Origin of the sequence: Geothrix limicola (assembly GCF_030268085.1) — a bacterium.
Lineage (GTDB): Bacteria > Acidobacteriota > Holophagae > Holophagales > Holophagaceae > Geothrix > Geothrix limicola.
Genome location: NZ_BSDE01000003.1, coordinates 99,575 through 121,974 on the forward strand (window position 1 = coordinate 99,575; position 22,400 = coordinate 121,974).

18 protein-coding genes are annotated in these 22,400 nt (G+C 66.9%); 4 read left to right on the plus strand and 14 right to left on the minus strand.

Annotated features, from left to right (window positions below; translation table 11 throughout):
• Positions 1 to 41 precede the first annotated feature (41 nt).
• On the minus strand, positions 42 to 1,043 hold the full coding sequence (locus QSJ34_RS08350; RefSeq protein ID WP_285573806.1) for a hypothetical protein: 1,002 nt from the start codon (positions 1,041 to 1,043) through the stop codon (positions 42 to 44).
• Between the two features lie 145 nt (positions 1,044 to 1,188).
• On the opposite strand from QSJ34_RS08350, the gene QSJ34_RS08355 reads away from it, so the two are divergent.
• The 3 genes from QSJ34_RS08355 (at position 1,189) to QSJ34_RS08365 (ending at position 4,984) form a co-directional block, all read left to right on the plus strand.
• Complete coding sequence (locus tag QSJ34_RS08355; protein WP_285573808.1) at positions 1,189 to 3,867, plus strand: Ig-like domain-containing protein; 2,679 nt, start codon at positions 1,189 to 1,191, stop codon at positions 3,865 to 3,867.
• Between the two features lie 62 nt (positions 3,868 to 3,929).
• Entirely contained in the window at positions 3,930 to 4,364 is a 435-nt protein-coding gene (locus tag QSJ34_RS08360) for a secondary thiamine-phosphate synthase enzyme YjbQ (protein ID WP_420798837.1), read from the plus strand.
• A gap of 2 nt (positions 4,365 to 4,366) precedes the next feature.
• Positions 4,367 to 4,984, plus strand: coding sequence for a flavin reductase family protein (locus QSJ34_RS08365; RefSeq protein ID WP_285573811.1), 618 nt, complete (start codon positions 4,367 to 4,369; stop codon positions 4,982 to 4,984).
• Positions 4,985 to 4,991: 7 nt separating this feature from the next.
• Here QSJ34_RS08365 and QSJ34_RS08370 read toward each other — a convergent pair whose 3' ends face one another.
• From QSJ34_RS08370 to QSJ34_RS08410, 9 genes are all read right to left on the minus strand, one after another.
• Entirely contained in the window at positions 4,992 to 5,657 is a 666-nt protein-coding gene (locus QSJ34_RS08370) for a hypothetical protein (RefSeq protein WP_285573812.1), read from the minus strand.
• A 33-nt stretch (positions 5,658 to 5,690) separates the two neighbouring features.
• Positions 5,691 to 6,947: a bifunctional folylpolyglutamate synthase/dihydrofolate synthase gene (locus QSJ34_RS08375; RefSeq protein ID WP_285573814.1), complete on the minus strand. Its 1,257-nt coding sequence runs from the start codon at positions 6,945 to 6,947 to the stop codon at positions 5,691 to 5,693.
• Positions 6,920 to 7,774: an acetyl-CoA carboxylase, carboxyltransferase subunit beta gene (gene accD, locus QSJ34_RS08380; RefSeq protein ID WP_285573816.1), complete on the minus strand. Its 855-nt coding sequence runs from the start codon at positions 7,772 to 7,774 to the stop codon at positions 6,920 to 6,922. Before accD ends, QSJ34_RS08375 begins: the two co-directional genes overlap by 28 nt.
• A 25-nt stretch (positions 7,775 to 7,799) precedes the next feature.
• Entirely contained in the window at positions 7,800 to 8,666 is an 867-nt protein-coding gene (locus QSJ34_RS08385; protein WP_285573818.1) for a ParB/RepB/Spo0J family partition protein, read from the minus strand.
• On the minus strand, positions 8,666 to 9,445 hold the full coding sequence (locus QSJ34_RS08390) for a ParA family protein (protein WP_285573820.1): 780 nt from the start codon (positions 9,443 to 9,445) through the stop codon (positions 8,666 to 8,668). The genes QSJ34_RS08385 and QSJ34_RS08390 overlap by 1 nt, the downstream gene beginning before the upstream one ends.
• A gap of 111 nt (positions 9,446 to 9,556) precedes the next feature.
• Positions 9,557 to 10,363 carry a diaminopimelate epimerase gene (locus tag QSJ34_RS08395; protein ID WP_285573822.1) on the minus strand — a complete coding sequence of 269 codons (807 nt, stop codon included), beginning with the start codon at positions 10,361 to 10,363 and terminating at the stop codon, positions 9,557 to 9,559.
• Position 10,364: 1 nt separating this feature from the next.
• Positions 10,365 to 10,670 carry an FtsB family cell division protein gene (locus QSJ34_RS08400; RefSeq protein WP_285573824.1) on the minus strand — a complete coding sequence of 102 codons (306 nt, stop codon included), beginning with the start codon at positions 10,668 to 10,670 and terminating at the stop codon, positions 10,365 to 10,367.
• A 9-nt stretch (positions 10,671 to 10,679) separates the two neighbouring features.
• Positions 10,680 to 11,960 carry a phosphopyruvate hydratase gene (eno, locus tag QSJ34_RS08405; protein WP_285573826.1) on the minus strand — a complete coding sequence of 427 codons (1,281 nt, stop codon included), beginning with the start codon at positions 11,958 to 11,960 and terminating at the stop codon, positions 10,680 to 10,682.
• Positions 11,961 to 12,033: 73 nt separating this feature from the next.
• Positions 12,034 to 13,482 (minus strand): indole-3-glycerol-phosphate synthase, encoded by a 1,449-nt coding sequence (locus tag QSJ34_RS08410; protein ID WP_285573827.1) that lies wholly within the window; start codon positions 13,480 to 13,482, stop codon positions 12,034 to 12,036.
• A gap of 485 nt (positions 13,483 to 13,967) precedes the next feature.
• On the opposite strand from QSJ34_RS08410, the gene upp reads away from it, so the two are divergent.
• Entirely contained in the window at positions 13,968 to 14,594 is a 627-nt protein-coding gene (gene upp / locus QSJ34_RS08415) for a uracil phosphoribosyltransferase (protein ID WP_285573829.1), read from the plus strand.
• Here the strand turns inward: upp and QSJ34_RS08420 are convergent.
• The 4 genes from QSJ34_RS08420 to QSJ34_RS08435 form a co-directional block, all read right to left on the minus strand.
• Positions 14,591 to 14,992 carry a flagellar export chaperone FliS gene (locus QSJ34_RS08420; protein ID WP_285573831.1) on the minus strand — a complete coding sequence of 134 codons (402 nt, stop codon included), beginning with the start codon at positions 14,990 to 14,992 and terminating at the stop codon, positions 14,591 to 14,593. The genes upp and QSJ34_RS08420 overlap by 4 nt on opposite strands.
• Positions 14,993 to 15,136: 144 nt before the next feature.
• On the minus strand, positions 15,137 to 17,653 hold the full coding sequence (locus tag QSJ34_RS08425) for a tetratricopeptide repeat protein (protein ID WP_285573832.1): 2,517 nt from the start codon (positions 17,651 to 17,653) through the stop codon (positions 15,137 to 15,139).
• Positions 17,650 to 20,187 carry a tetratricopeptide repeat protein gene (locus QSJ34_RS08430; RefSeq protein ID WP_285573834.1) on the minus strand — a complete coding sequence of 846 codons (2,538 nt, stop codon included), beginning with the start codon at positions 20,185 to 20,187 and terminating at the stop codon, positions 17,650 to 17,652. Before QSJ34_RS08430 ends, QSJ34_RS08425 begins: the two co-directional genes overlap by 4 nt.
• A 54-nt stretch (positions 20,188 to 20,241) precedes the next feature.
• Positions 20,242 to 22,389, minus strand: a complete 2,148-nt coding sequence (locus tag QSJ34_RS08435) for a tetratricopeptide repeat protein (protein ID WP_285573839.1) — start codon at positions 22,387 to 22,389, stop codon at positions 20,242 to 20,244.
• Positions 22,390 to 22,400 lie beyond the last annotated feature (11 nt).

The following is a 22,400-nucleotide window of genomic DNA, read 5'->3' on the forward strand; positions in this document are numbered from 1 at the left end:
GGCGCCTTGCCCGGCCCCGCCGGGGGCCCGTTAAAAGATCGCTAAGGTCGGGGCTCGGGTGTTGCGGGAGCTCCTGGATCCAGGAAACGGAGCGGCACCTGGAGCGGCGTCTCCTGGTTCGAGCAGCGAAGCACCAGCACAGCCTCGGTCTGGCGCCCGGTGCGGCGCACACGCAAGGTGTGGCGCACGGCTTCGGGCCCCGGCGCGTCGATGAGTTCGAAGCCCCTGCCCTGGATCTCGGCGCCGAGGATGCGGAAGGGCTTGCCATCCCGCGCCGCCAGTTCCAATCCCAGCAGGGTCGTCTTCAGGTCCGTGAACACCAGGCGGGAGGGCGTGGGCACCACCGGCGTGGCGATGCGCCAGTCGAGGTAAAGGGTGAACTGTGGCTGCCGGGGCCCGTTCGTCTCCACCTTGAGGACCTCCAGACCCGCCGTGGTGCCCGGTTTGAGACGATTCGGGCGCAGGGTGACCCGCAGATCCGCGGTCGTGCCTTCGTGCACGAGTTCGGCCGCGAGATGCGGGGGCAGCTCGCCGGCCAGCACGAGCTTGAGGGGGTCGCCGCCTTCCCGCGTGAAGTGGAAGCGCGCCTCGGGGGTCTCGTGAGGTGCCACGTCGCCGAGGCTCTTGCGCGTGTTGTCCACCGCCACCTCGGGGCGGACCGTCATGTCGTAACGCAGGATGTAGTTGGGCTGGGCGGGATCATCCGTGCCCAGGCGCACGGCGCCCTTGATGGGGCCTTCCAGCCCCGAGGGATCCACCTTGAGGCGCAGCGTCCGCACTTCACCCGGTTGCATCGGCGCCGCGAGCTGGGCCTCGTCGAGGCTCAGCCCCAGCGACAGGTCGAGCACGCGGAATCGGAAGGGGCGATCGTGGGTGCTTCGGATGCCGAAGAGGGCCTCGCGGGCTTCGCGCGGGCCCACGCTGCCGAGGTGCACGGGGAAGGGCGTCGTCAGTTCGATGCGCGCCAGCGGCACCGGATCGGGCTTGGCGGCGGGCACGGGAACCGGGGCCTGGATCATTACAAGGGCGGGAAGGATGAGCATGGTGCGTCCTGGGGGGTCTACCAGTGTGCCGCGAGAGGCCTCCGCATCCGAGTTGTTAATTGTTGTTAAGCCCCGTGAATTCACCTCGCGTTCACATCCCTCCCGGGTGCAATGGGGGATTCCATTCCCCTTTCAGGAGCACCTCATGCAACCCTTCCGAACCCTCTGCTGTCTGGCCCTGGCTTCGGCCCTGAGCCTGGGCGCGCAGACACCCAAACGGATCCTCTTCGACCACACGCGCCACGAGGAGGCGGGCACCTCCGCCGAGTGGGTGATCTGCACCGCCAGCGAACCCGATCCCAGCCCCGCCAACCCCACCACGGAGACGGACTGGAACGGCGGCATCAGCGCCTGGGCCTTCGATCTCTACAAGGCGGGCTACACCGTGCAGTCCCTGCCGCCCACGGGCCGAGTCACCTACGGCGACACCAGCAATGCGCAGGACCTTTCCCATTACGCGGCCTACATCATCGACGAGCCCTACATCCTGTTCACGGCCGCGGAGAAGCAGGCCATCCTCAGCTACGTCCAGCACGGCGGCGGGCTCTTCGTCGTGGGCAACCACGTGGGCGCCGCCCGCTACAGCGGAGGCACGGACGCCTACACCGTCTTCAACGACATGGTCCAGGTGAACGGCACCAACCCCTACGGCTTCACCTTCGTGCCCGGCCACGGGCCCGGCGACGCTCAGGCCAACACCACCAGCACCGCCTTCACCACCAGCTCCTCCCCCGCGGCCCAGACCATCGTCAACGGCTCCTTCGGTTCGCTGGGGATGATGGACTTCCACTCCTACTCCTACCTGAACTACAGCACCGCGCAGAACCCGAGCGTGCAGGAGATCCTCCACACGCAGGTGAGCGGCGACAGCGGCTCCTTCATCGTCACCTGCACCGTCGGCAGCGGGCGCGTCGTGGCCATCAGCGACAGCGCTCCGGCCGACGACGGAACCACCACGACCTCCGGCAAGAGCCTGCATGCCAGCTGGCCCATCAACAGCAACCGAGCCTTCTTCATGAACGCCACGGCCTACCTGGCGGGCGCGGCCACCACGGCGCCCGTGCCCGTAGTGAGCATCAGCTCCCCGGCCACCGACCCCACCATCACGGCCGGCGGGTCCGTCAGCTTCCAGGGAAGCGCGACGATCTCCGACGGCAGCGCCCTCAGCTACAGCTGGTCCTTCGGAGACGGTGCCTCCGCGGCGGTCCAGGGCCCGGTGAACCACACCTACACGACGGCGGGCACCTACACCGCCACCTTCACGGCCACCAGCAACCAGGGCCAGGCGGCCTCCGCCACGCGTACCGTCACGGTGAGCCCCACGGCCGACACCCAGCCGCCCACCGTCTCCGTCTCTGAATCCGGCACGAGCGGCACGATCTCCTTCAGCGCCTCCGCCACCGACAACGTGGGTGTCACGAAGGTTGAGTTCTATGTGGATGGCGCCCTGGTGGGCACCGATACGGCCTCGCCCTACACCCTGGCCTCCGATTCCACCAAGCTGGCTAACGGATCCCACACCCTGGTGGCCAAGGCCTATGACGCCGCCGCCAACGTCGGCACCTCCGCCTCCGTGGCCTTCTCCGTGAACAACCCCACGGGCGGCGGCACCACCACCCAGATTCTGGGCAACCCCGGCTTCGAGACCGGCTCGGCCAGCCCCTGGACGGCCTCTGCCGGCGTCCTTGACAACAGCACGTCGGAGGCCGCCCACAGCGGCAGCTGGAAGGCCTGGCTGGACGGCTACGGCAGCAGCCACACCGACTCCCTCTACCAGCAGGTGGCCATCGATCCCACGGCCACGGCGGCCACGCTGACCTTCTGGCTCCACGTCGATACCGCGGAAACCACCACCACGGCGGCCAACGACACCCTGAAGGTGCAGGTCCGCAACGGCTCGGGTACCGTCCTGGCGACGCTCGCCATCTACTCCAACCTGAACGCCAGCACGGGCTTCGCCCAGAAGAGCTTCGACCTCACCGCCTACAAGGGCCAGACCATCCAGATCTACCTGGTGGGCACCGAAGACAGCTCCAACCAGACCTCCTTCGTCGTGGACGACTTCGCCCTGAGCGTCACGACCTCGGGCGGCAGTTCGGATACCACGCCGCCCACCGTCTCCGTCACCGAGAGCGGCTCCACCGGCACCATCACCTTCAATGCCACCGCCACGGACAACGTGGGCGTGACGAAGGTGGAGTTCTATGTGGACGGCGTCCTGAAGGGCACGGACACGGCCTCGCCCTACGCCCTGGGCTTGGACAGCACCACCCTGGCCAACGGCGGCCACTCGCTGACGGCCAAGGCCTATGACGCCGCGGGCAACGTGGGGAGCTCCCCGGCCCTGAGTTTCTCCGTGAGCAACAGCGTCCCCACCGGCTCGTCGCTCGCCGAGTCCTTCGACACGGGTACGAAGACGTCCTACACCGCGGGCCCCGTAACCCTGCCCACGGGCACCTGGACCCTGACCGACGCCCTCCTCGGCAACAGCACCAGCGACGCCAAGAACGGCGCCCAGAGCGTCCGCGTCCGCAACAGCGGCAAGGTCACCATGGGCTTCGATTTCGCCACCGGCGCCCAGACCGTATCCGTGAAGCACGCCAAGTTCGGCACCGACGGCAACAGCACTTGGGGCCTCTGGTACTCCACCGACGGCGGATCCACCTGGATCCAGGCCGGCAACCTCGTGACCACCTCGTCCACCACCCTGGCCGCGGCCTCCTTCACGGTGAACGTGACGGGCACCATCCGCTTCGAGATCCGCAAGACGGACGGAACGTCCAACCGGATGAACGTCGACGACTTCGCCATCGCCGGCTACTGACCCTTCGCGACCCGCCAAGAACCCCGGGCCCCGGCCCGGGGTTTTTCGTTATGCTTCGACCCATGAAGAGCCACCGGACCGTCCTCACCCTCCGCCTCCCCGGCCGCGCGGGCTTCGTGAACATCACGGACCAGGTGGCCGAGGCCGTGCGCGAAAGCGGGGTTCAGGAGGGGCTCTGCCTCGTGAACTCCATGCACATCACCTCCAGCGTATTCATCAACGACGAGGAGTCGGGCCTCAAGCAGGACTACCTCCGCTGGCTGGAGAAGCTGGCCCCCTTCAACGCCGGATCCGATCCCGCCCAGGGCGGCTACCTGCACAACCGCACAGGCGAGGACAACGGCGACGCCCACCATAAGCGGCAGATCATGGGCCGCGAAGTGGTCGTGGCCATCACGGGCGGACGCCTCGACTTCGGAACCTGGGAGCAGATCTTCTACGGCGAATTCGACGGCCGCCGGGACAAGCGCGTGCTGATCAAGATCATCGGGGAATGAGCATGATCACCCGCGACCTGGCCTCCCTGCCCAAGCGTGACGTCTACCGCGTGCTGTCCAGCCTCGTCATCCCGCGGCCCATCGCCTGGATCACCACCTTGAATGAAGGGGGGGCCGTGAACCTGGCGCCCTTCAGCAGCTTCATGGGCATCTTCGGACCCCCCATGCTCGCCGTCACCCTGGGTCGGCGGCGGGACGGATCACTCAAGGACACCCACCGCAACCTGAGGGAACGGCGCGAAGCCGTCGTGCACCTGGCGGACCTGCCCCTGCTGGAAGCGCTTCACGCCAGTGCCGATGAAGTAGCTCCGGAGGTCAGCGAAGTCGAGCGGCTGGGCCTGCCCACGGAACCTTCCCTCCGCGTGGGTCCGCCCCGTCTGAAGGACGCCCCCGTGGCCCTGGAGTGCCGCCTGAACCAGGAGCTGGAGCTGGGACCCGCCAGCACCCTCGTCCTGCTGGATGTGCTGGTGAGCCATGCGGCCGAGCGCATCTGGAGCGCCGAGGCCGATTGCGCGGATGCCAGCCTCTGGACGCCCCTGTCCCGACTCGCCTCCGTTGTCGGCCCCAACTATGGCGCTCTCGGACAGACCTTCCGCCTCGGCGCTTCCGAATTGCCCTGATCCCGCCTCAGTCCCAGTGACGGATCCAGGTCGGATCGAACTTGCTGTCCGCCGATCTCGGCTCTGCCTCGACGGCCGCCTGCGCCACCCCCAGGGCGCGCAGCGCGGCCTGCAGGGATTCCGCCCGCTGTTTCTGAAGGGCCGGCGTGGCCTTGTCCGAGGGCACCTGCACCGCCCAGCGGCCCGCCCGGCCCCAGGCTTTCACCCAGGCCTCCAGCTTCTTCACGCCGGCCGGACTGAGCTCGCCCTGCTGGGGCAGGAAATAGAGGATGCCCTCCCGAGGCGGCGCCGCGGACGTCATCATCGGCGCAGGAGCGGCCGGAATCGGATCGACGTTCAGCGCCCGGGCCTTGGGCACCCAGGTGGGAAGGGCTGGAAAGGCGAGGTCGCCCTTCATGGGATAGAGCGCCTCCTTGGGCTCGAAGCGCGTTTCCGCCTGGGCGCCGCGAAGGCCCGTCACATAGGCGTAGCCCAGGGTTCGCAGATCCCCCGCCCGCTTGACGATCAGACGGTCCCCCACGTGGAGGCCCTGCTCCTGCGCGCCATCCAGGCAGTAGATCCGATCGCCGGGTTCGTAGGGCGGTGGACCGCGCCGCTCCACGGCCACCACGTGGAGGGGGGCCTGGGCGCCGAGCACGGCGCAGAGCGCGAGACAGAGGGAGAACCACCGCATGGGCTGCTTATCGGTCGGCGGGGGGCATCTTCCTTAGTACGGCCGGATGCCCATCTCGCGGAGGAGGTCCCCCAGCAGGTAGAGCGATCCTGTCACCAGGCGCGGGGCTTCCGCCGCGGCCCGCAGGTGCACTGCGGCCTGCCGCAGGGTGAGCATGGGTGCTTCCAGTCCCCAGGCTTCGCCCAGGCCCTGGGCCGTGGCGTACCGTTCCGCATCCCCCTGCACGAAGGTCACCGACAACGGATGCATGCGCTTGAGTTCGCGTGCCACGCCCGCGAGATCCTTGTCTCCCATGGCGCCGACATAGAGGTGGGGCCTCACGCCGCAGGCCAGGGCATGATCGGCCAGGGCCCGCGCGCCGTCGGGGTTGTGGGCGCCGTCCATCCACACGCCTTCCAGGCTCGGCACCTTCCACAGGCGTCCGGGCCAGCGTGCCGCCGCCACGCCCTCCCAGAGCCGGTCGTCGGGAATCGGGAAGCCCAGCGCCTGAAGTTGGCGCACGGCTTCGAAGGCCGTGGCCAGGTTGTCCAGCTGGTGGAGGCCCGCGAGCCCAACGCGCTGTCCCGCCACGCGCGAGTGGTCCCAGCGGATGTCGGCAGGCCCGAGGCGGGAGGCCGGATGCAGAGTGGGCCGGCAGGGCAGCAGCGGGCGGATCCACTCCGGATCCAGTGTCGGGCCCAGCACGAGCGGACGGTCGTCCCGGGCGGTGCAGAGCTTTTCTTGCGCAATGGCTTCCCGCGTGTTCCCCAGGTACTGCTGGTGATCGAGCCCCACCGTGGTGAGCACCGTGAGGATGGGATCCGTGGCGTTGGTGGCGTCCCAGCGCCCGCCCATGCCCACTTCCAGGAGGGCCACCTCCACGCCGGTCATCCGGAAGGCGGACAGCGCGGCGGTGATCATCAGTTCGAAGTACGTGGCCTGCAGCCCGGTCCGCTCCTCAGCCTCGAAAGCCTCACCCAGCAGCAGGTCCAGCGCGCCCACGCCGATGGGTTCGCCATCCACCCAGATGCGCTCGGTGACGTCGACCAGGTGCGGCGAGGTGGTCCAGCCCACCACGAAGCCCGCGGCCTTCAACATGTGGGCGAGGAAGGCGCCCGTGCTGCCCTTTCCGTTGGTGCCCGCGATGAGCACCACCGGAAACCCGTGATCGGGGTGGCCCAGGCTCTCCAGCAGGGTCCGGATGTTGTCCAGTCCGCACTTGATGCCAAGGTGGCCCCGCTCCTGGAGGCGCGGGACGTGGATGGGTACGAATTCGCCGGCCATCAGTCCCTGGGCGAGGGCATCATCCACGCCAGGGTCGCGGCGATGAAGTCCTTGAGGTGATCGCGGTTGACCACCTTGTCCACCATGCCGTGGGCCTGGAGGAACTCCGAGCGCTGGAAGTCATCCGGAAGGGTCTGCTTGATGGTCTGCTCGATGACGCGGCGCCCCGCGAACCCGATCTGGGCCTTGGGCTCGGCGATGTTGAGATCCCCCAGCATGGCGTAGCTGGCGCTCACGCCGCCGGTGGTGGGGTCCGTGAGGATGCTGAGGTAGGGCAGGCCGGCCTTGTCCAGCTTGGCGAGGGCGGCGCTCACCTTGGCCATCTGCATCAGCGACAGGGTGCCCTCCTGCATGCGGGCACCGCCGCTGCAGCTCACGATGACGTAGGCGCACTGCTTCTCGAGGGCCCGCTCGGCGGCCAGCCGGAGCTTCTCGCCGACCACACTGCCCATGCTCGCGGCGAGGAAATCGAAGTTCATGACCGCGGCCACCACGGGATGGCCCGAGATGGCGCCTTCGACCACCACCACCGCATCTTCCGTATGCCCGGCCTCTTCCAGCTTCTTCAGCTGGTCCTTGTAGCTCTTGGTCGAGACGAATCCGAGGGGGTCCCCGCTCTTGAGGTCGCTGAAGAGCGTCGTCCAGCCCTCATCCATCAGGTTCTCGAGCCGCTCGTCCACGCCGATGCGGAAGTGGTAGCCGCACTTGGGGCAGACGTTGTGGGTGTTGACCAGTTCCTTGCGGTAGATCAGCTCCTTGCAGGCTTCACACTTGATCCAAAGGCCCTCAGGCACCCGGACGGTCTTTTCCTCTACGGCGGTTTTCTGCTGACGTTTCTTGACGAACCACGACATGGAGACTCCTTACTGAGACGCGGTGCTAGCGGCGCTTCGCCGGACCGTGCTTGAGGGCTTCGAAGAGGCGGTCGAGTTCGCCTTCGCTGCCGTAGTGCATCACCAGGGTGCCCGTCTTGCCCTTGGCCTTGATTTCGATCTTCGTGCCCCAGGACTGGGTGAGTTCTTCCGCCGCGGCCTTGATGAAGAGCTCCTGGGGGTGCTTCTTCTTGCCCTTGGCCTTGGTCTGTTTCTGAAGCTTCTGGATGCGGGCCTCCAGGGCGCGGACGCTGAGCTGCTGGTCGACCACTTCAAAGGCCAGCTGCTCCTGCAGGCGCGGATCCGGAACGCCGAGCAGCACCTTCGCGTGGCCCGTGCTGAGCCGGCCGTCGGCCACCTCGGCCTTGAGTTCAGCCGGCAGGCGGAGCAGGCGCAGGGTGTTCGCGACCTGGGGCCGGGACTTGCCCACGCGGTCCGCCACCTGTTCCTGCGTCAGCCGCAGGTGCTCGCCGAGCTGCCAGTACGCGGTGGCCTCCTCGATGGGGTTCAACTCCTGGCGCTGGATGTTCTCGACGAGCGCGATCTCCAGCAGGCGGTCGTCCGGAACCTCCTTGATGACCACGGGCACCATGGCGAGGCCCGCCTTGCGGGCGGCCCGCCAACGGCGCTCGCCGGCGATGATCTCGAACTGCTCGCCCACCTTGCGCACGACGATGGGCTGAACCATCCCGTGCTGCTTCAGACTTTCGGCCAGCTCCGCCAGCGCCGTCTCGTCGAAGTGGGTGCGCGGCTGGGCGCGGTTCGGCACGAGACTGCCCAGGGGCAGTTCCCGCTGATTGGCATCTTCAGGAGCCATCTGGCTCATGAGCGAGGTGAGTCCACGGCCCAGGGCCGGTCGCTTCAACTGGGTCATCAGGCTTCCCTCTTCGCAAGGATGTCCAGTCCAAGCCACTCCTTCGCAAGGCTGAGGTAGGCTTGGGCGCCTTTGGAGCGCAGATCGTAGAAGGCCACGGGCTTGCCGTGGCTGGGCGCCTCGGCGAGGCGGATATTGCGCGGGATCATGGTCTGGAAGACCTTGCCCGGGAAGGCGTGACGCACTTCGTTGGCCACCGCGGCGCCGAGGTTGGTGCGCTCTTCAGCCATCGTGAGGAGGATGCCGCCAAGCTGCAGGTTGGGATTCGGACCGGACTGGATGCGGCGCAGTGTCTCCGTCAATTCCGCGAGGCCATCGAGCGCGAAGAACTCGCAGGGCATGGGGACGATCACCTCGTCGGCGGCCGTGAGCGCGTTCAGTGTGATCATGCCGAGGCTCGGGGGCGGGTCGATGAGGATGTAGTCGAAGCGGTTCATCAGCGGGGCAAGCCCCTGCTTGAGCACCTGGAGCTGGGGCATCTCGAAGAGTTCGAATTCCAGCTGGGCGAGATCCTTGCCCGCGGGGATCACCTGCATCATCGGCACTTCGGTGCTCAGCAGCAGCGCCTCCGCCGGCGCGCCCTTCATCAGCGCGTACGAACCCGCGCGATGGTCCGGCTTGGGAAAGCCGAGGCCGGTGGTGCTGTGCCCCTGGGGATCGAAATCCACGAGCAGGACCATCTTCTCCATCATCGCGAGAGACGCGGCGAGGTTGATCGCCGTGGTCGTCTTGCCCACGCCACCTTTCTGGTTCGCCAATGCCACCACGCGGGCGCGCATCAGGCGCCCCTCTTCGTCACGCAGGTGCTGGCGGAACCAAACATCTCGACATCCCCTCGGGTGTGGAACATGCCAGTCTAGCAGGTTGGGTTCCACGGCGAAGCGCCGCGTTCACCGGCCCCGCAACTCCAGCAGCAGCGAGGGATCGGGATGCACGATTCCGAGACGGCGGACCGGGCCGGACAGCCAGAGGTCTCGCCATTCACCGTTCGCATCCAAGGCCAGTTCCACCTTCACCGTCTCGCCACCCGCGGTGTGGAGGCGCCAGCTCGAAACACCTTCCGTGCGCATCAGCCAGGCCGCCGCCACCGCGCTGCCAGTGCCGCAGCAGAGCGTCTCACCTTCCACACCCCGCTCCCAGGAGCGGATGCGCGCTTCGCCGGGTGCGATCACTTCGATCACGTTCACGTTCGTTCCATCGGGTACCGCCGGGTGATGGCGGAGCGGCGGCGCCAAGGTCGGCAGATCCACTGCGGCCACCGAAGGCACGCGCAGCACCAGCTGTGGATTGCCGATCCATCCGAAGCCTGCGGGCTCCGCCGTGGCCATGGGGACGTCGCGCAATCCGAACCCCTCACCCTCGGGCATGCGAATGCCGATGTCCTTCCCATCGCGACGAAGGAGAATCCGCTCTCCGCTGGAGATCACCTCGACAAGGGGCTCCACAGGTGCCCCCGGAATCGCGAGCGCCGCCCTTGAACCATTGGAACAAAAGGATTTAGATCCATCTGTATCCCAGTGCTCCAGGATCCAGCGACCCGATTCGGGCCTTTGCATCAAAAAAAAGCCATCTAAACCAAAACCATGCCCCCGAGGACAGAGCAATTTTGCATAATCCTCGCCAGAGCAACCTTTAGCCTCCTCAGCCCAGAGGTAGCCGAAGACGTTGCCGGCGGCAGATGCGAGATGGAGTTCCAAGCTACCGCTCCCGGTTGCTGCGGAAGGTGTAGACCGTCTCGCCCTTGCGCGCATAGCCCTGACGTCGCGCCAGGGCTTCCATCAGTTCGGGGTCCTTGGCCGCGAGCCGCTGGACCTCGTCCATCAGCTCGCGGTTACGGCGGTTCAATTCGATCAGGCGCGTCCGGGCCGTCTGCAGCTCGGCCTCGCGCTTGCGCAGCTCAGGCAGCCCCCCCTGTGAGAAGAGGATGGCCATGAGGGACAGGAACGCCGAGGCTCCCAGCACTCCCCACAGGGTGGAGGACTTCAGGAGCCAGTTGGCGTTCATGCGGCCCTCCTAGCTGAGGCGGGATCCGAAGGCTTCGCGGCCCGCGTAGCGAGCGGCGGCCCCCAGCTCCCATTCGATCTGGAGCAGGCGGTTGTACTTGGCCACCCGGTCCGTGCGGCAGGGGGCGCCGGTCTTGATCTGGCCCGCGCCGGTGGCCACGGCCAGGTCGGCGATGAAGCTGTCTTCGGTCTCGCCGCTGCGGTGGCTGATGATGGCCCGGTAGCCGGCCTTGTGGGCCATGTCCACGGCCCGGAGGGTCTCCGTGACCGTGCCGATCTGGTTCAGCTTGATGAGGATGGCGTTGGCTACGCCTTCGCTGATGCCCTTGGCCAGGATGGCGGGGTTGGTCACGAAGAGGTCGTCGCCCACCAGCTGGGTCTTGGCGCCCATGGCGTCGGTCTGAGCCTTCCAGCCCTTCCAGTCGCCCTCGGCGAAGCCGTCCTCGATGGACACGATGGGGTGGCGGGACACGAGGCCCTCGTAATACGCCACCATCTGGGGCACGGTCTTGTTCGCACCGTCCAGGGTGTAGCCCTTCCCGGTGTGGAATTCACTCGCGGCACAGTCCATGCCCAGGTAGATGTCCTTCCCGGGCTTGTAGCCGGCCTTCTTGATCGCTTCTCCGATCAGGTTCAGGGCCTCTTCGTTCGACGCCAGGTTCGGGGCGAAGCCGCCCTCATCGCCCACGCCCGTGGCCAGCTTCTGGGCCTTCAGCACGCCCTTCAGGGCATGGTAGACCTCGGCGCCCCAGCGGAGGGCCTCGCGGAAATTCGGCGCGCCCACGGGCAGCACCATGAATTCCTGGATGTCCACGTTGTTGTCGGCATGGGCCCCGCCGTTGAGGATGTTCATCATCGGCACGGGGAGCAGGCGGGCGGTGGCGCCGCCCAGATACCGGTACAACGGCATCCTGGACGCCTTCGCCGAGGCATCCGCGAGGGCCATGGACACACCCAGGATGGCATTCGCACCCAGACGGCCCTTGTTCTCGGTTCCGTCCAGATCGCACATCAGCTCGTCGAGCTCGGCCTGCTGGAAGGGATCCATGCCCTGCAGCGCGCCCGCGAGTTCGACGTTGATCGCATCCACGGCCCCGAGCACGCCCTTGCCAAGGTACCGCTTCTTGTCGCCATCGCGCCGTTCCAACGCCTCACGACTTCCCGTCGAGGCACCGGAAGGAACTATGGCCTGACCGGCCGTTCCATCGGAAAGGAGCACTCGGGCCAGCACGGTGGGATTCCCACGGCTGTCCAGCACTTCGAGAGCGGAGACACGGTCAATGATGTTCATGAAGACACCCAGCTCAGAGAGGCGCGACGACGCGCCTCTCTGATATTAGCCAGGTTGTGCAGGCTCGAAGGGCCTACTTCTTGGCGGCCTTCTTCGGCGCGGCCTTCTTCACGACCTTCTTGGCAGCCGGCTTCTTGGCAGCGGCCTTCTTCGGCGCGGCCTTCTTCACGGCCTTCTTCACGACCTTCTTGGCGGCCGGCTTCTTGGCGGCGGCCTTCTTCGGCGCGGCCTTCTTCACGGCGGCCTTCTTCGGCGCGGCCTTCTTGGCAGCGGCCTTCTTCGGCGCGGCCTTCTTGGCAGCGGCCTTCTTCGGCGCGGCCTTCTTGGCGGCGGCCTTCTTCGGCGCGGCCTTCTTCACGGCAGCCTTCTTCACCGCGGCCTTCTTCGGAGCGGCCTTCTTGGCGGCCGGCTTCTTGGCGGCGGCCTTCTTCGGCGCGGCCTTCTTGGCAGCCGGCTTCTTGGCGGCGGCCTTCTTCTTGGGGGCGGCCTTCTTCGCCGGCTTCTTAGCGGCGACGGGCTCAGTGGTGGCGACCGGGTTGGTCATTTCAGCCATGGGTGGCTCCTTTACGCCCTTTTGGGCGGGGTTGGAAGGGGTCGTGCGTGAAGATGGCTTGCCTGTAGCAACTTTCGCGCCAGGATGGACCGAACCTTCACGCTGGGTGGATATGCGTTCCTTGGCCGCAGAAGCAGCCGTGGGGGCTAGCGCCGCGTCGGCGGCAGAGCCGGTCTTGCCCTTGGGCTTCGCGGCTTTTTTCGGGGGCTCCACGCCGGCCAGAATCTGGGCCAGGCGCTTGCCGGGATAGTAATCATCGAGGAGGGCGTCGCCGATCACCAGGCCGTGGACGCCGAGGGCCTCCATCTGCTTGATCTGCTCCAACCGGTGGATGCCGCCTTCGACGAGTTTGAGACAGCTCTTGGGGACCTTCTTAACGAGGGCCACGGCCTGATCCCAGGAGGCTTCCCAGGTATCGAGGTTCCGACCCACGGCGCAGATGATGTCCGCCCCGGCCTCCATCGCCCGCTGCAGCTCCGCTTCCGACGTGACTTCCACGACCACGTCGAGGCCCTTGCTGGTGGCGAATTTCAGGAGGGCCTGAAGCCGGTCCTGCGTCAGCAGGGCGGGCATCAGGAAGATGGCGTCGGCGCCGAGGATCTTGCTCTCCTCGACCTGGTATTCCTCGAAGATGAACTCGCGCCTCACTAACGGGAGCTTCACCTGACTCCGCACTTCGGAGAGGTGCTTGTCCTCGCCGAAATAAAGGAACTTGTCCGTGGCGATCGACAGGGCGCGGGCGCCGTTTTCGGCCAGGCTTTTGGCATGCGTGGAGGCCTTGTAGGACTCCCGGACCTGCCCACGGCCGGGGTCGCCCCCGGCAACTTCACCCAAGATCGTGATTCCAGGCTGGCTGAGCTCTTCTTTCAGCGAGTGATGCCCCTTGTAGGCATCTTTTACCGCCACAGGGCCCCTCTGCTTCTTGATTTCAACATCCAGGGCCTTGAAGATGGCGACTTTCTTTAGCATTTCCCACTCTCCAAATCTCAGATACCTCGCTGCTGGCCCTATGGGGAAGATGATCGGTCGTTTTTCCTCTGATTCAACATGAAACCAGCGATCTGGATGAGGTCAACAGAGAAATCCAAAAAATCTTCATTTTTTTTGACGCTACCTGTCCATCATCGCACCATTCGTTTCCGCGTTCACAGACCCGATTTCTGACCTTCAAGCTTCGGAGTTCGCGCTCACGGCTCGATGAGACACGACTCTTTCAATGAGTTCGCATCGTGCGAAGGCGCTGTACCAGCGCGTTTGCTCAAGTCGATATGTTTTCTCGACACGATCCCATGCGCTTGCGATTCGATTCGGTATTCACGTCGAGGCCACCCACTCCCGGTCCCCTTCGTGCCGCTTTCCCGCCCCTGCGCCTGCTAGGCTTCTTCTCGCGCCTTCCGCCCTTGGCGCCGTGCGAGCGGTACCTCGGAACCCAACCACACCCTCGAGAGGCCCCCATGACGATCCACGTTGTCGACCATCCACTCGTCCACCACAAGCTCTCCCTCATCCGCGACCGCAAGACGCCGGGCATCCTCTTCCGCGCCCTGATCGAAGAGGTCGGCCTGATCCTGGCCGCAGAGGCGACCCGAACACTGCCCACCGAATCCGTCGTGGTGGAGACGCCCCTCGAGCGTACGGGCTCACTCCGCCTGAAGTCCCTCGATCCAGTGCTGGTGCCTGTTTTGCGGGCCGGCCTCGGCCTCCTTCCGCCCTTCCTTCAGCTGATGCCCACGGCCAAAGTCGGCCACCTCGGTCTCTACCGCGACCACGATTCCCTCGTGCCGGTGCCCTACTACCGCAACTTCCCGCCCCTCCTGGAAGCGCGGCCCGTCTTCATCCTGGATCCCATGCTCGCGACCGGGGGGAGCGCCTCCGAAGCCGTGCGCCAGCTCAAGACGGCCGGCGCCGTGAACCTCTCCCTCGTCTCGCTGCTGGCCGCGCCGGAAGGCCTCGAGCGGCTGCAGCGCGACCACCCGGATCTCACCATCGTCGTCGGCGCGGTGGACCGGCAGCTCAACGACAAGGGCTACATCCTCCCCGGTCTCGGCGATGCCGGCGATCGACTCTTCGGAACGGTCTAGAACTCGGGGTTTTCCGACATCCCCTGCCCCTTGAAGAGCACCTGCTCCCAGGACTTCCTGATTTCGCCCATCTGATCGGCGACCGTCCTCAGACGCTCGACATCGTCCTGCTCGCCGCCGTCCAGAACCTCTCTCCCCCACCAGTCGTAGATCCGGATGAGGTTGTTCACCAGCGAGCCGCCCAGTTCGCAATTCACGCGCTTGGTCAGTTCCAGGATGATGCTGAGGACGCGCTTCAGGTAGAAATCCCGGAGCATCGAGTCCCGGGCCTGGATGGCCTCCTCGGCCTTCCCCAGGAAACGCTGGGCCCCCTCCAGCAGCATCACCACCACGTGCTCGGGCATCTCGGCCGCATCGGAGGAGGCGATGGAATCCGGTGGTTCGGGCGCAGGAGTCATGATGTGGCCTCGACTCGGACGTCACCCCGCGCCACCGGCATCGGAGCGCTCGCTGCGGAAGGGGTTGGTCGGTGGATCATGTCTGCCGGACTATTCGGCCTGGGTTGCCAACCCTTGAATCCAGGCCGCGATGCGGAGGTCCCGCTACGAGGCTGTCCATTTCCGCCACATGGTCCGGTAGGCGGCTTCCACGGTGCGGGTGTAGCGCCCAGGATGACCCGCCGATGAGGCCAGGATCCGCGGGCGGATGCCTTCACGGAATCGCGCCAGCGCGCCGAGATCGGCCGCTTTCCGGATGGCCACATCCAGGTAGGCATCCTCATCTCCGGCCACCCATTCGCCCAGATCCAAACTGTCGAGGATCGCGCCGGAGATCCGACTGACGAACCTGTCGCCCAGCAAGGCGATCACCGGCCCGCCCATCCACAGCGATTCCCACGTGGTGATCCCGCCGTTCTGCGGGAAGGAGTCGAGCACGATGTCGACTTCGCCGTAGGCTGCGAGGTGACGCTGGTGCGAGGTGAAACCGCGGAACTCGAGACGGCCCGGATCGATGCCCTCCCGCTCGAACGAGGCCAGGGTGACGCGCCGGGCCTCGGGCTCATCGAACAGGCCATCCTTCAGCAGCAGGCGGGATCCGGGGATCGCCGCTAGGATCCGCGCCCAGAGGCGCTCCACCGCCGGCGTGACCTTCGTGTACCGGTTCAAGCTGCCGAAAGTCAGATGGCCTTTGGTGAGGGCAGGCAGGGGCGCGACGGGCGGCGCGAAGGCCGGCGCCTCAAAAGTGATGAAGCAGGGCAGGTCGTAACAGGCTTCCGCAAAGAGACCACGGACCGAGGCCGGAATGCTGACGGGATCCGTGAACTGATAATCCACCATCGGCAGGCCCGTGCCCCCCGCGTGCCCCCAGGCGGTCACCTGGATGGGCGCGGGTTTGCGAGCGAAGACCAGGAGCCGGTTTCCCTTGGAATGCCCCGACAAATCGATGAGGATGTCGACGCCGTCGGCCTGGATCTGGTCGGCCAGGGCATCATCCGAAAGCCCCGCCACCGGCCGCCACACCTCCGCGCAGGCCTTGAAGCGGCCCGTCCAGTCGTCCTCCGCCAGCACGCCCGAATAGCAGATGACCTTGAAATCCCCCTGGGCGTGGCGCTGCAGGATGGGCAGGAAGCAGGAGGCGGCGGAGTGGTGCTTGAAGTCCGCGGACACATAGCCCAACACCAGCCGACGCTCCGGATCCCGGTCCACGCCGGACAGGTCCCGTGGCTGGATCCGTCCTTTCACGTGGGCTTCGAAGAAGTCGCGGCGGGCCTGTTGATGCGCTTCGAAACTCACCTCCGGAATGAAATCCAGGAGGAAGATCCGGTTGGAGTGGACCTGGCTGTGGCTGGGATCGATGGCGAGGGCGCGGTCATAACTCTCGACCGCCTCCCGGTGGCGCCCGAGCATGTGCAGCGCCGTGCCATGGTTCATCAGCAGATTGGCATTCTCGGGGTCCAGGACCAGGGCCCGGTCGAAGGTGGCGAGGGCCTCCGCGGGGCGCTTCAGATCCAGCAGCGCCGTACCTCGGTTCACGAGTGCGCCCGCATGCTCCGGCCGAAGTGCCAAAGCCTGGTCGCAGGCCTCCAGCGCTTCGTGGGGACGCTTGAGGGCGAGCAGCGCGTGACCGCGGTTCAACAGCACGTCCGGGTCATCCGGCTGCAGGGCCTGCGCCCGGTCATAGCTGGCCAGCGCTTCGGCGAGGCGGCCCAGGCTCATCAGCGCATTACCCCGGTTCATGTGGAGGCCCGCGTGATCCAGCCTCAGGGCCAGGGCCCGGTCGTAGCAGGCCATGGCCTCCAGCGGCCGGCCAAGGGCCAGCTGCGCGGTGCCGCGGTTCATCTCGCCATCCGCATGATCCGGCTCGAGGGCCACCACCTCACCGAAGCTGGCCAGCGCCTCTTCGTAGCGGCGAAGGCCCATGAGCGCGTTGCCCCGGATCAGCCAGGCTTCGGCGCGCCCCCGGTGGAGGGACAGAACCTGCTCGCACATGTGGAGGGCTTCGCCCGGACGCTGGGTCAGGGTCAACTCGCGGGCGCGATCCAGAAGGTTCGCCGCCATGGCCGGGTCGAGGGCCAGGGCCCGGTCGAAATCCGTCCGGGCCTCGTCTTCCCGGTGAAGCTCCTGCAGCACGATGCCGTGGTTCAAGTGGGCTAGGGCATCTCCAGGCACGAGGGCCAGGTAACGGTCCCAGAGCGCCAGCGCCTCCTCGGTCTGCATCATCACCTGCAGCGAGAAGGCCAGGCGCAGAAGGGTTTCGGGATGGTCCCGCTCCAGCACGAGGGCATAGCGGTAGTGGGTGATCGCCTCGTGCTGCCGCCCCAGGTGCCACAGGGCGATGCCCAGGTTCAGATGGACCACCGCCGAGCGCGGGCTCAACCTCAGGGCCCGGCTCAGGACGTCGGCGGCGGCCTGGTGGTCCCCGCACTGATTCCTGAGCACGCCGAGCAGGTGGGTCGCGCTGAAATGGTTGGGTTCCTGTTCAAGGATGCGCAGGTACAGGCCCTCGGCTTCCGGCATGTCGCCGCGCTCATGGGCGGCCATGGCCCGCTCCAGCAGGGTCAGCGTCTCCTGCGGAAGCTCCCCTGCCCCTTCGATCGGAGGTTCGGAGGATTCGCTCACGGATGCCCGCTCCCCAGGTCTTGGGCCTGCCTGCCCTCCAACCATCGCCTCCACATGGTTCGATAGGCCGCCTCCACCGCCCGGGTGAACAGGACGGGGTTCCCTGCCTCCGAGGCCGCGATGCGCGCCCGGATGGTCTCCCGAAAACCTTCCAGGGCCGCCGCGTCCGAGGCTTTATCAATCGCGAGATGGAGGTAGGCCTCCTCGGATTCAGCGATCCAATCGTTCAGCCCGAGCGCGTGGAGGATGCCTCCGGAAATGCGGCTCGAAGGTTTGGAGCCGGGCATGGTGATGACGGGCACGCCCATCCACAGGGCCTCCCAGGTGGTGATGCCCCCGCTGTGGGGAAAGGGATCCAGGGCGATGTCCACCTCGCCGTAGGCCGCAAGGTGATCTCGATGGGAACTGCCACCCCGAAGCAGGAGGCGGTCCGGCGCGATGCCGAGCCCTTCGAACCGCGCGCGGAAGTCGTCCTGCACGCGGGAATCTTCCAGAAGGCCGTCCTTCAGGCACAGCTTCGAGCCCGGCACCGCCTCCAGGAGGCGGGCCCAGAGGGCCAGGGCCTCAGGCGTGACCTTCATGGTGCGGTTGAGGCATCCGAAGGTCAGGTACCCGTGGCGGCGAAGGGGCAGGTCCGACACCTCGGGCGCGTAGTCGGGGGCCTCGAAGGTGATGTTGCAGGGAAGGTCGAAGCAGGTTTCGGTGAACAGGGGCCGGGCCCAGTCCGGGATGTGGACGGGGTCGGTGAACTGGTAGTCGATCATGGGTAGGCCCGTGCCGCCGCCGCCGCCCCAGGCCGTGACCTGCACCGGCGCCGGCCTGCGCGCAAAGACCAGGAGCCGGTTGCCCTCCGAATGGCCCGACAGATCGATGAGCACATCGACGCCATCGGCCCGGATGAGATCGGCGAGCTCCGCGTCAGGCATCCGCGCCGTCCGGCGCCACGCGTCGGCCCCGGCCTGGAACCCGCGGGTCCAGTCGTCCTCCTCCAGCACGCCTGAATAGCAGATCACTTTGAATTCCGCCCGGTCGTGATGCCTCAGAACGGGCCCGAAACAGGCGGCCGCCGAATGACGCTTGAAGTCCGCCGACACATAGCCCAGCACCAGCCTCCGAGCGGGATCGCGGTCGTTCTCGAAGACGGGCTCCTCCAGCGCGAGTCGCTGGGCCTGGGCTTCGTAGTACCGCCGGCGCGCGCCCTGATGAGCCTCGAAGCCGAGGGACGGCAGGTAGTCCATCACGAAGATCTTGTTCGAATGCGCCACCGCATGATCCGGCCTGAGGGCCAGGGCCGCATCATAGCTCGCCACTGCTTCCACGTGGCGGCCCAGGCGATGCAGCGCCGTGCCGCGGCTGACCAGGGTTTCCACGTGGTCCGGCTGGCGGCCAAGCAGCTCGGTGTAGGTGGCCAGGGCCTCCTCATTCCGGTGCAGCAGCACCTGGGCATTGCCGCGCCCCAGGAGCGCTTCCAGGTGTTCCGGATGAATCGAGAGGAGGTGGTCGAAACTGGCGAGGGCCTCAGGGGGGCGGCGAAGCTCGATCAGGATCTGGCCCCGGTCCATGAGTGCGCCCTCGTGGTCCGCATCCAGATCCAAAGCCTTGTCGAAGCTGGCCAGGGCCTCCAGGGGACGCTGGAGCTCCCGCAGGGCTCGTCCCCGGTTCACGTGTGCCTCGACCCTTCCGGGTTCGAGGGCCAGCAGGCGGTCTACATCCACCAGGGCCTCGGCCGGAAGATGGAGCGCCAGGCGGAGGACGCCCGCGTGCAAGAGGCCCGCGGGCAGGTCCGGATGCTGCGCGAGCACCTTTCCCACCTCGGCCAGGGCCGCTTCGTCCTGATGCTCGAGGTGCAGCACACCCGCGAGGTTGAGCCGGGCCTCCTCCCATTCGGGCCGGAGCCGCAGGGCCGCCTCATAGTCCGCCCTGGCCGCCTCGAGCCGACCCAGTTCCTGCAGCGCGAAACCGCGCTGGAAGTGGACCTCGGCGAAATCCGGGCACTCGGCGAGGGCCTGATCGAAGCTGGCAAGGGCCTCCTCCATCCGGTCGAGGGCGGCGAGGGCGAGGCCGCGGTTCAGCAGGGCCGCGGGATCCCCGGGGGCGAGCGCCAGGTAGCGGTCCCAGTTGTCCAGGGCCTCCTCCTGCTGATGCAGCACCTGCAGCGCGGAAGCGAGGTGGCGAAGGGCTTCAGGCTCGTCCCGCTTGAGCACCGAGGCGTAGCGGTAGTGCGTCAGCGCCTCCTCCTGCCGACCCAGCTGCCAGAGGGCGATACCCAGGTTCAGGTGCACCCTTGCCGATCGCGGATTCAAGCGCAGGGCACGGCTCAGCCATTCGGCCGCGGCGCTGTGATCACCGCGCTGATTCTTGAGTACGCCGAGAAGGTGCGTGGCCGCGGCATGCTGGGGTTCCCGTTCCAGGATGCGGGTGTAGAGCGCCTCGGCCAGGTCCAGGTCGCCCTTGTCATGGGCGGCGGTGGCTGCCTCCAGCCAATCCCCCGTTTCAGGGACGGGTGCTACGGGGCTGTCGGCGGGATCACTCACGAATACCACTCCATGGCTGCCGGCCTCTGGGACGTTCTGGCCGGCTCGGCACGATCAAGGATGATCCCAGAACCTGTCCTGGAGGCGTCCGATCCCCTCCATGATTTGATCCACCACCTGTCGCGATTCCCGCAGGCGGGGATCGTCCGCGGCCTGGCCCGTCGGATCGAAGCAGACCTGCTGGGGGAAAAGCCAGGTGGCGACCCGGCCGAGGTGGGCGCCGAAACGGCTCAGGCGTTCGAGGCTGAATTCCCCCATGTCGTACTCGAAGGCGTCGCCATTGGCGCTGACGAAACGGTTGCCCCGGGAGAGCTCGAAATAGTTGGCTTCGGCGGGGTCGGTCAGCATCACACAGCGGCCGAGCTCTTCTTCGGAGCGGATGATTTTTGGGAGGAAATCCCCGTCCAGGTTTTTGAACATCGACCCATCGAAGCGGCTCATGGCCTCGGCCGAAATCAGGAAGGGCGTGTGGTGGTAGCCATGCATCACGAAGCCCCCTCCCCCCAGGGGCCAGAGGAAGACCGCCACCGTCGAACGCCGGGCACCGGGGGTGTAGACGTAGTCCTGTTTCACGAAGGGGTGCACGTGACGCATGCCCAGGCCCAGCAGGTCGCGGGGGGCCAGGGACAAGCGCCGGCCCACCGCCGGGAAGGCCTGGGCCTGCTCTTCTGCGAAGGCCTCCAGATGAAGGATCAGGCCGGGCGCGAAGACCACGTCGCAGCCGTCGCGCAGCCGCCGGTCCAAGGCGCGCAGGAAGTCGCGGGAGAAGACCAGGTCCGGCGCCAGGAAGAAGAAATGGGATCGGCTGGCCTTGGCCACCTCCATGCAAGCCAGGTGCATGGCGCTCATGAGCCGGTAGTTGTCGCCCGTGCGGGTGAGCGCCTCGGGGAAGGTGAGGATGTCGACCGGAAGCATGGCCCGAAGATCTTCAAGGATGGGCATCCGCGCGAGGCGGTCAGCCCCGGCTTCTGTCGTGAAGAAGAGAAGGTGGGCGTCCCCCGCCCCTTGGAAATAGGGGAGGTTTCCCTCGGCCATCAGGCTGGGAAGGGTGAACTGCTCCAACGTATCCAGGTAGGCGTCACCCCACACCACCATGGGGAAGACGTACCGGGGGCTGTCTTCGCGGAAGGGAGACAGGTCGCGCAGGGGCGCCTTCAGAAAGGCCACCAGCCAATCGAGGAGAAGGAGGTGCCAACGACGCGCCCGCTCCCCCGCCTCCAGAATCAGCGCGTCGGGACACTGGAAGGGTTCCGACAACAGGCGCAGCGCTTCCCCATATCGGCCCGTGTCCATGAGGGTCGTGATCATCAGAAGCACCACTCGCGGAGAGGCTTCTCCCGGCGATCGCCGGTGCACCGCCAGGGCGCGCTCGAAGGCCTGCCCGGCCTCCGAGGTGCGGTGAAGGGCCAGGAGCGCCAGGTGCCGGTTGATGAGCCCCTCCAGCCAGTCCGGCCGCAGACGCAGGATGTGATCGTAGTCGGCGAGCGCCTCTTCGGCCCGCCGCAATTCCAGCAGGACGACGCCCCGAACCATGAGGCTCTCCACATCGTCGGGGCGGGCGGCCACCACCTCATCCAGATCTCGGAGCGCTTCGGCGGGCCGCTTGAGCATCAACAGCGCCTGGCACCGGCTGCGGCGCGCCTCCAGGCTCTGCGGCTGGTTCGCCAGGGCCCGCTCGAAGCTGGCCAGGGCTTCGGCCGGCCGCTGAAGATCCAGCAGGCTCTGGCCGAGGTGGATGTGGGCGGAGGGGTGTTCCGGATGAAGCGACAGCAGCCGTTCGAGATCCTCAAGGACCTCCTCGTGCCGCCCCAGTTCCTGCAGAACGAGCCCGCGGTTCAGCAGGGCTTCGGGATTGTCCGGGTTCAGCAGCAGGGCGCGGTGGAAGGCCGCCTGGGCTTCATCCAACCGCCTGAGGTTCCACAGGGCGATCCCCAGGTTGAGGTACGCCATGACCGATCGCGGTCTCAGATGCAGGGCCTCCCGGAAACAACGGGCTCCGGCCTCGAAGTCGCCGCGCTGGTTGTAGAGCACTCCGAGCAGCTGAAGGGCCGTCACGTGTTCGGGTTCGTTCTGGAGGATGGTCCGGTAGATCGCCTCGGCGTGATCCAGGTCGCCCGCCTGCTGCAGGGCCGTGGCCTCCTGAACCAGGACGGAGGCATCGGACGTCGCGCCGGGAAGCTTCGAGGACGGATGATCGGACACTGTCCCGTCCC

Bases quoted from the DNA above. Each gene is read 5' to 3' on its own strand.
- QSJ34_RS08350 (WP_285573806.1), bottom strand. From the start codon at position 1,043: ATGCTCATCCTTCCCGCCCTTGTAATGATCCAGGCCCCGGTTCCCGTG.
- QSJ34_RS08355 (WP_285573808.1), top strand. From the start codon at position 1,189: ATGCAACCCTTCCGAACCCTCTGCTGTCTGGCCCTGGCTTCGGCCCTG.
- QSJ34_RS08360 (WP_420798837.1), top strand. From the start codon at position 3,930: ATGAAGAGCCACCGGACCGTCCTCACCCTCCGCCTCCCCGGCCGCGCG.
- QSJ34_RS08365 (WP_285573811.1), top strand. From the start codon at position 4,367: ATGATCACCCGCGACCTGGCCTCCCTGCCCAAGCGTGACGTCTACCGC.
- QSJ34_RS08370 (WP_285573812.1), bottom strand. From the start codon at position 5,657: ATGCGGTGGTTCTCCCTCTGTCTCGCGCTCTGCGCCGTGCTCGGCGCC.
- accD (WP_285573816.1), bottom strand. From the start codon at position 7,774: ATGTCGTGGTTCGTCAAGAAACGTCAGCAGAAAACCGCCGTAGAGGAA.
- QSJ34_RS08385 (WP_285573818.1), bottom strand. From the start codon at position 8,666: ATGACCCAGTTGAAGCGACCGGCCCTGGGCCGTGGACTCACCTCGCTC.
- QSJ34_RS08390 (WP_285573820.1), bottom strand. From the start codon at position 9,445: ATGCGCGCCCGCGTGGTGGCATTGGCGAACCAGAAAGGTGGCGTGGGC.
- QSJ34_RS08400 (WP_285573824.1), bottom strand. From the start codon at position 10,670: ATGAACGCCAACTGGCTCCTGAAGTCCTCCACCCTGTGGGGAGTGCTG.
- eno (WP_285573826.1), bottom strand. From the start codon at position 11,960: ATGAACATCATTGACCGTGTCTCCGCTCTCGAAGTGCTGGACAGCCGT.
- QSJ34_RS08410 (WP_285573827.1), bottom strand. From the start codon at position 13,482: ATGCTAAAGAAAGTCGCCATCTTCAAGGCCCTGGATGTTGAAATCAAG.
- upp (WP_285573829.1), top strand. From the start codon at position 13,968: ATGACGATCCACGTTGTCGACCATCCACTCGTCCACCACAAGCTCTCC.
- QSJ34_RS08420 (WP_285573831.1), bottom strand. From the start codon at position 14,992: ATGACTCCTGCGCCCGAACCACCGGATTCCATCGCCTCCTCCGATGCG.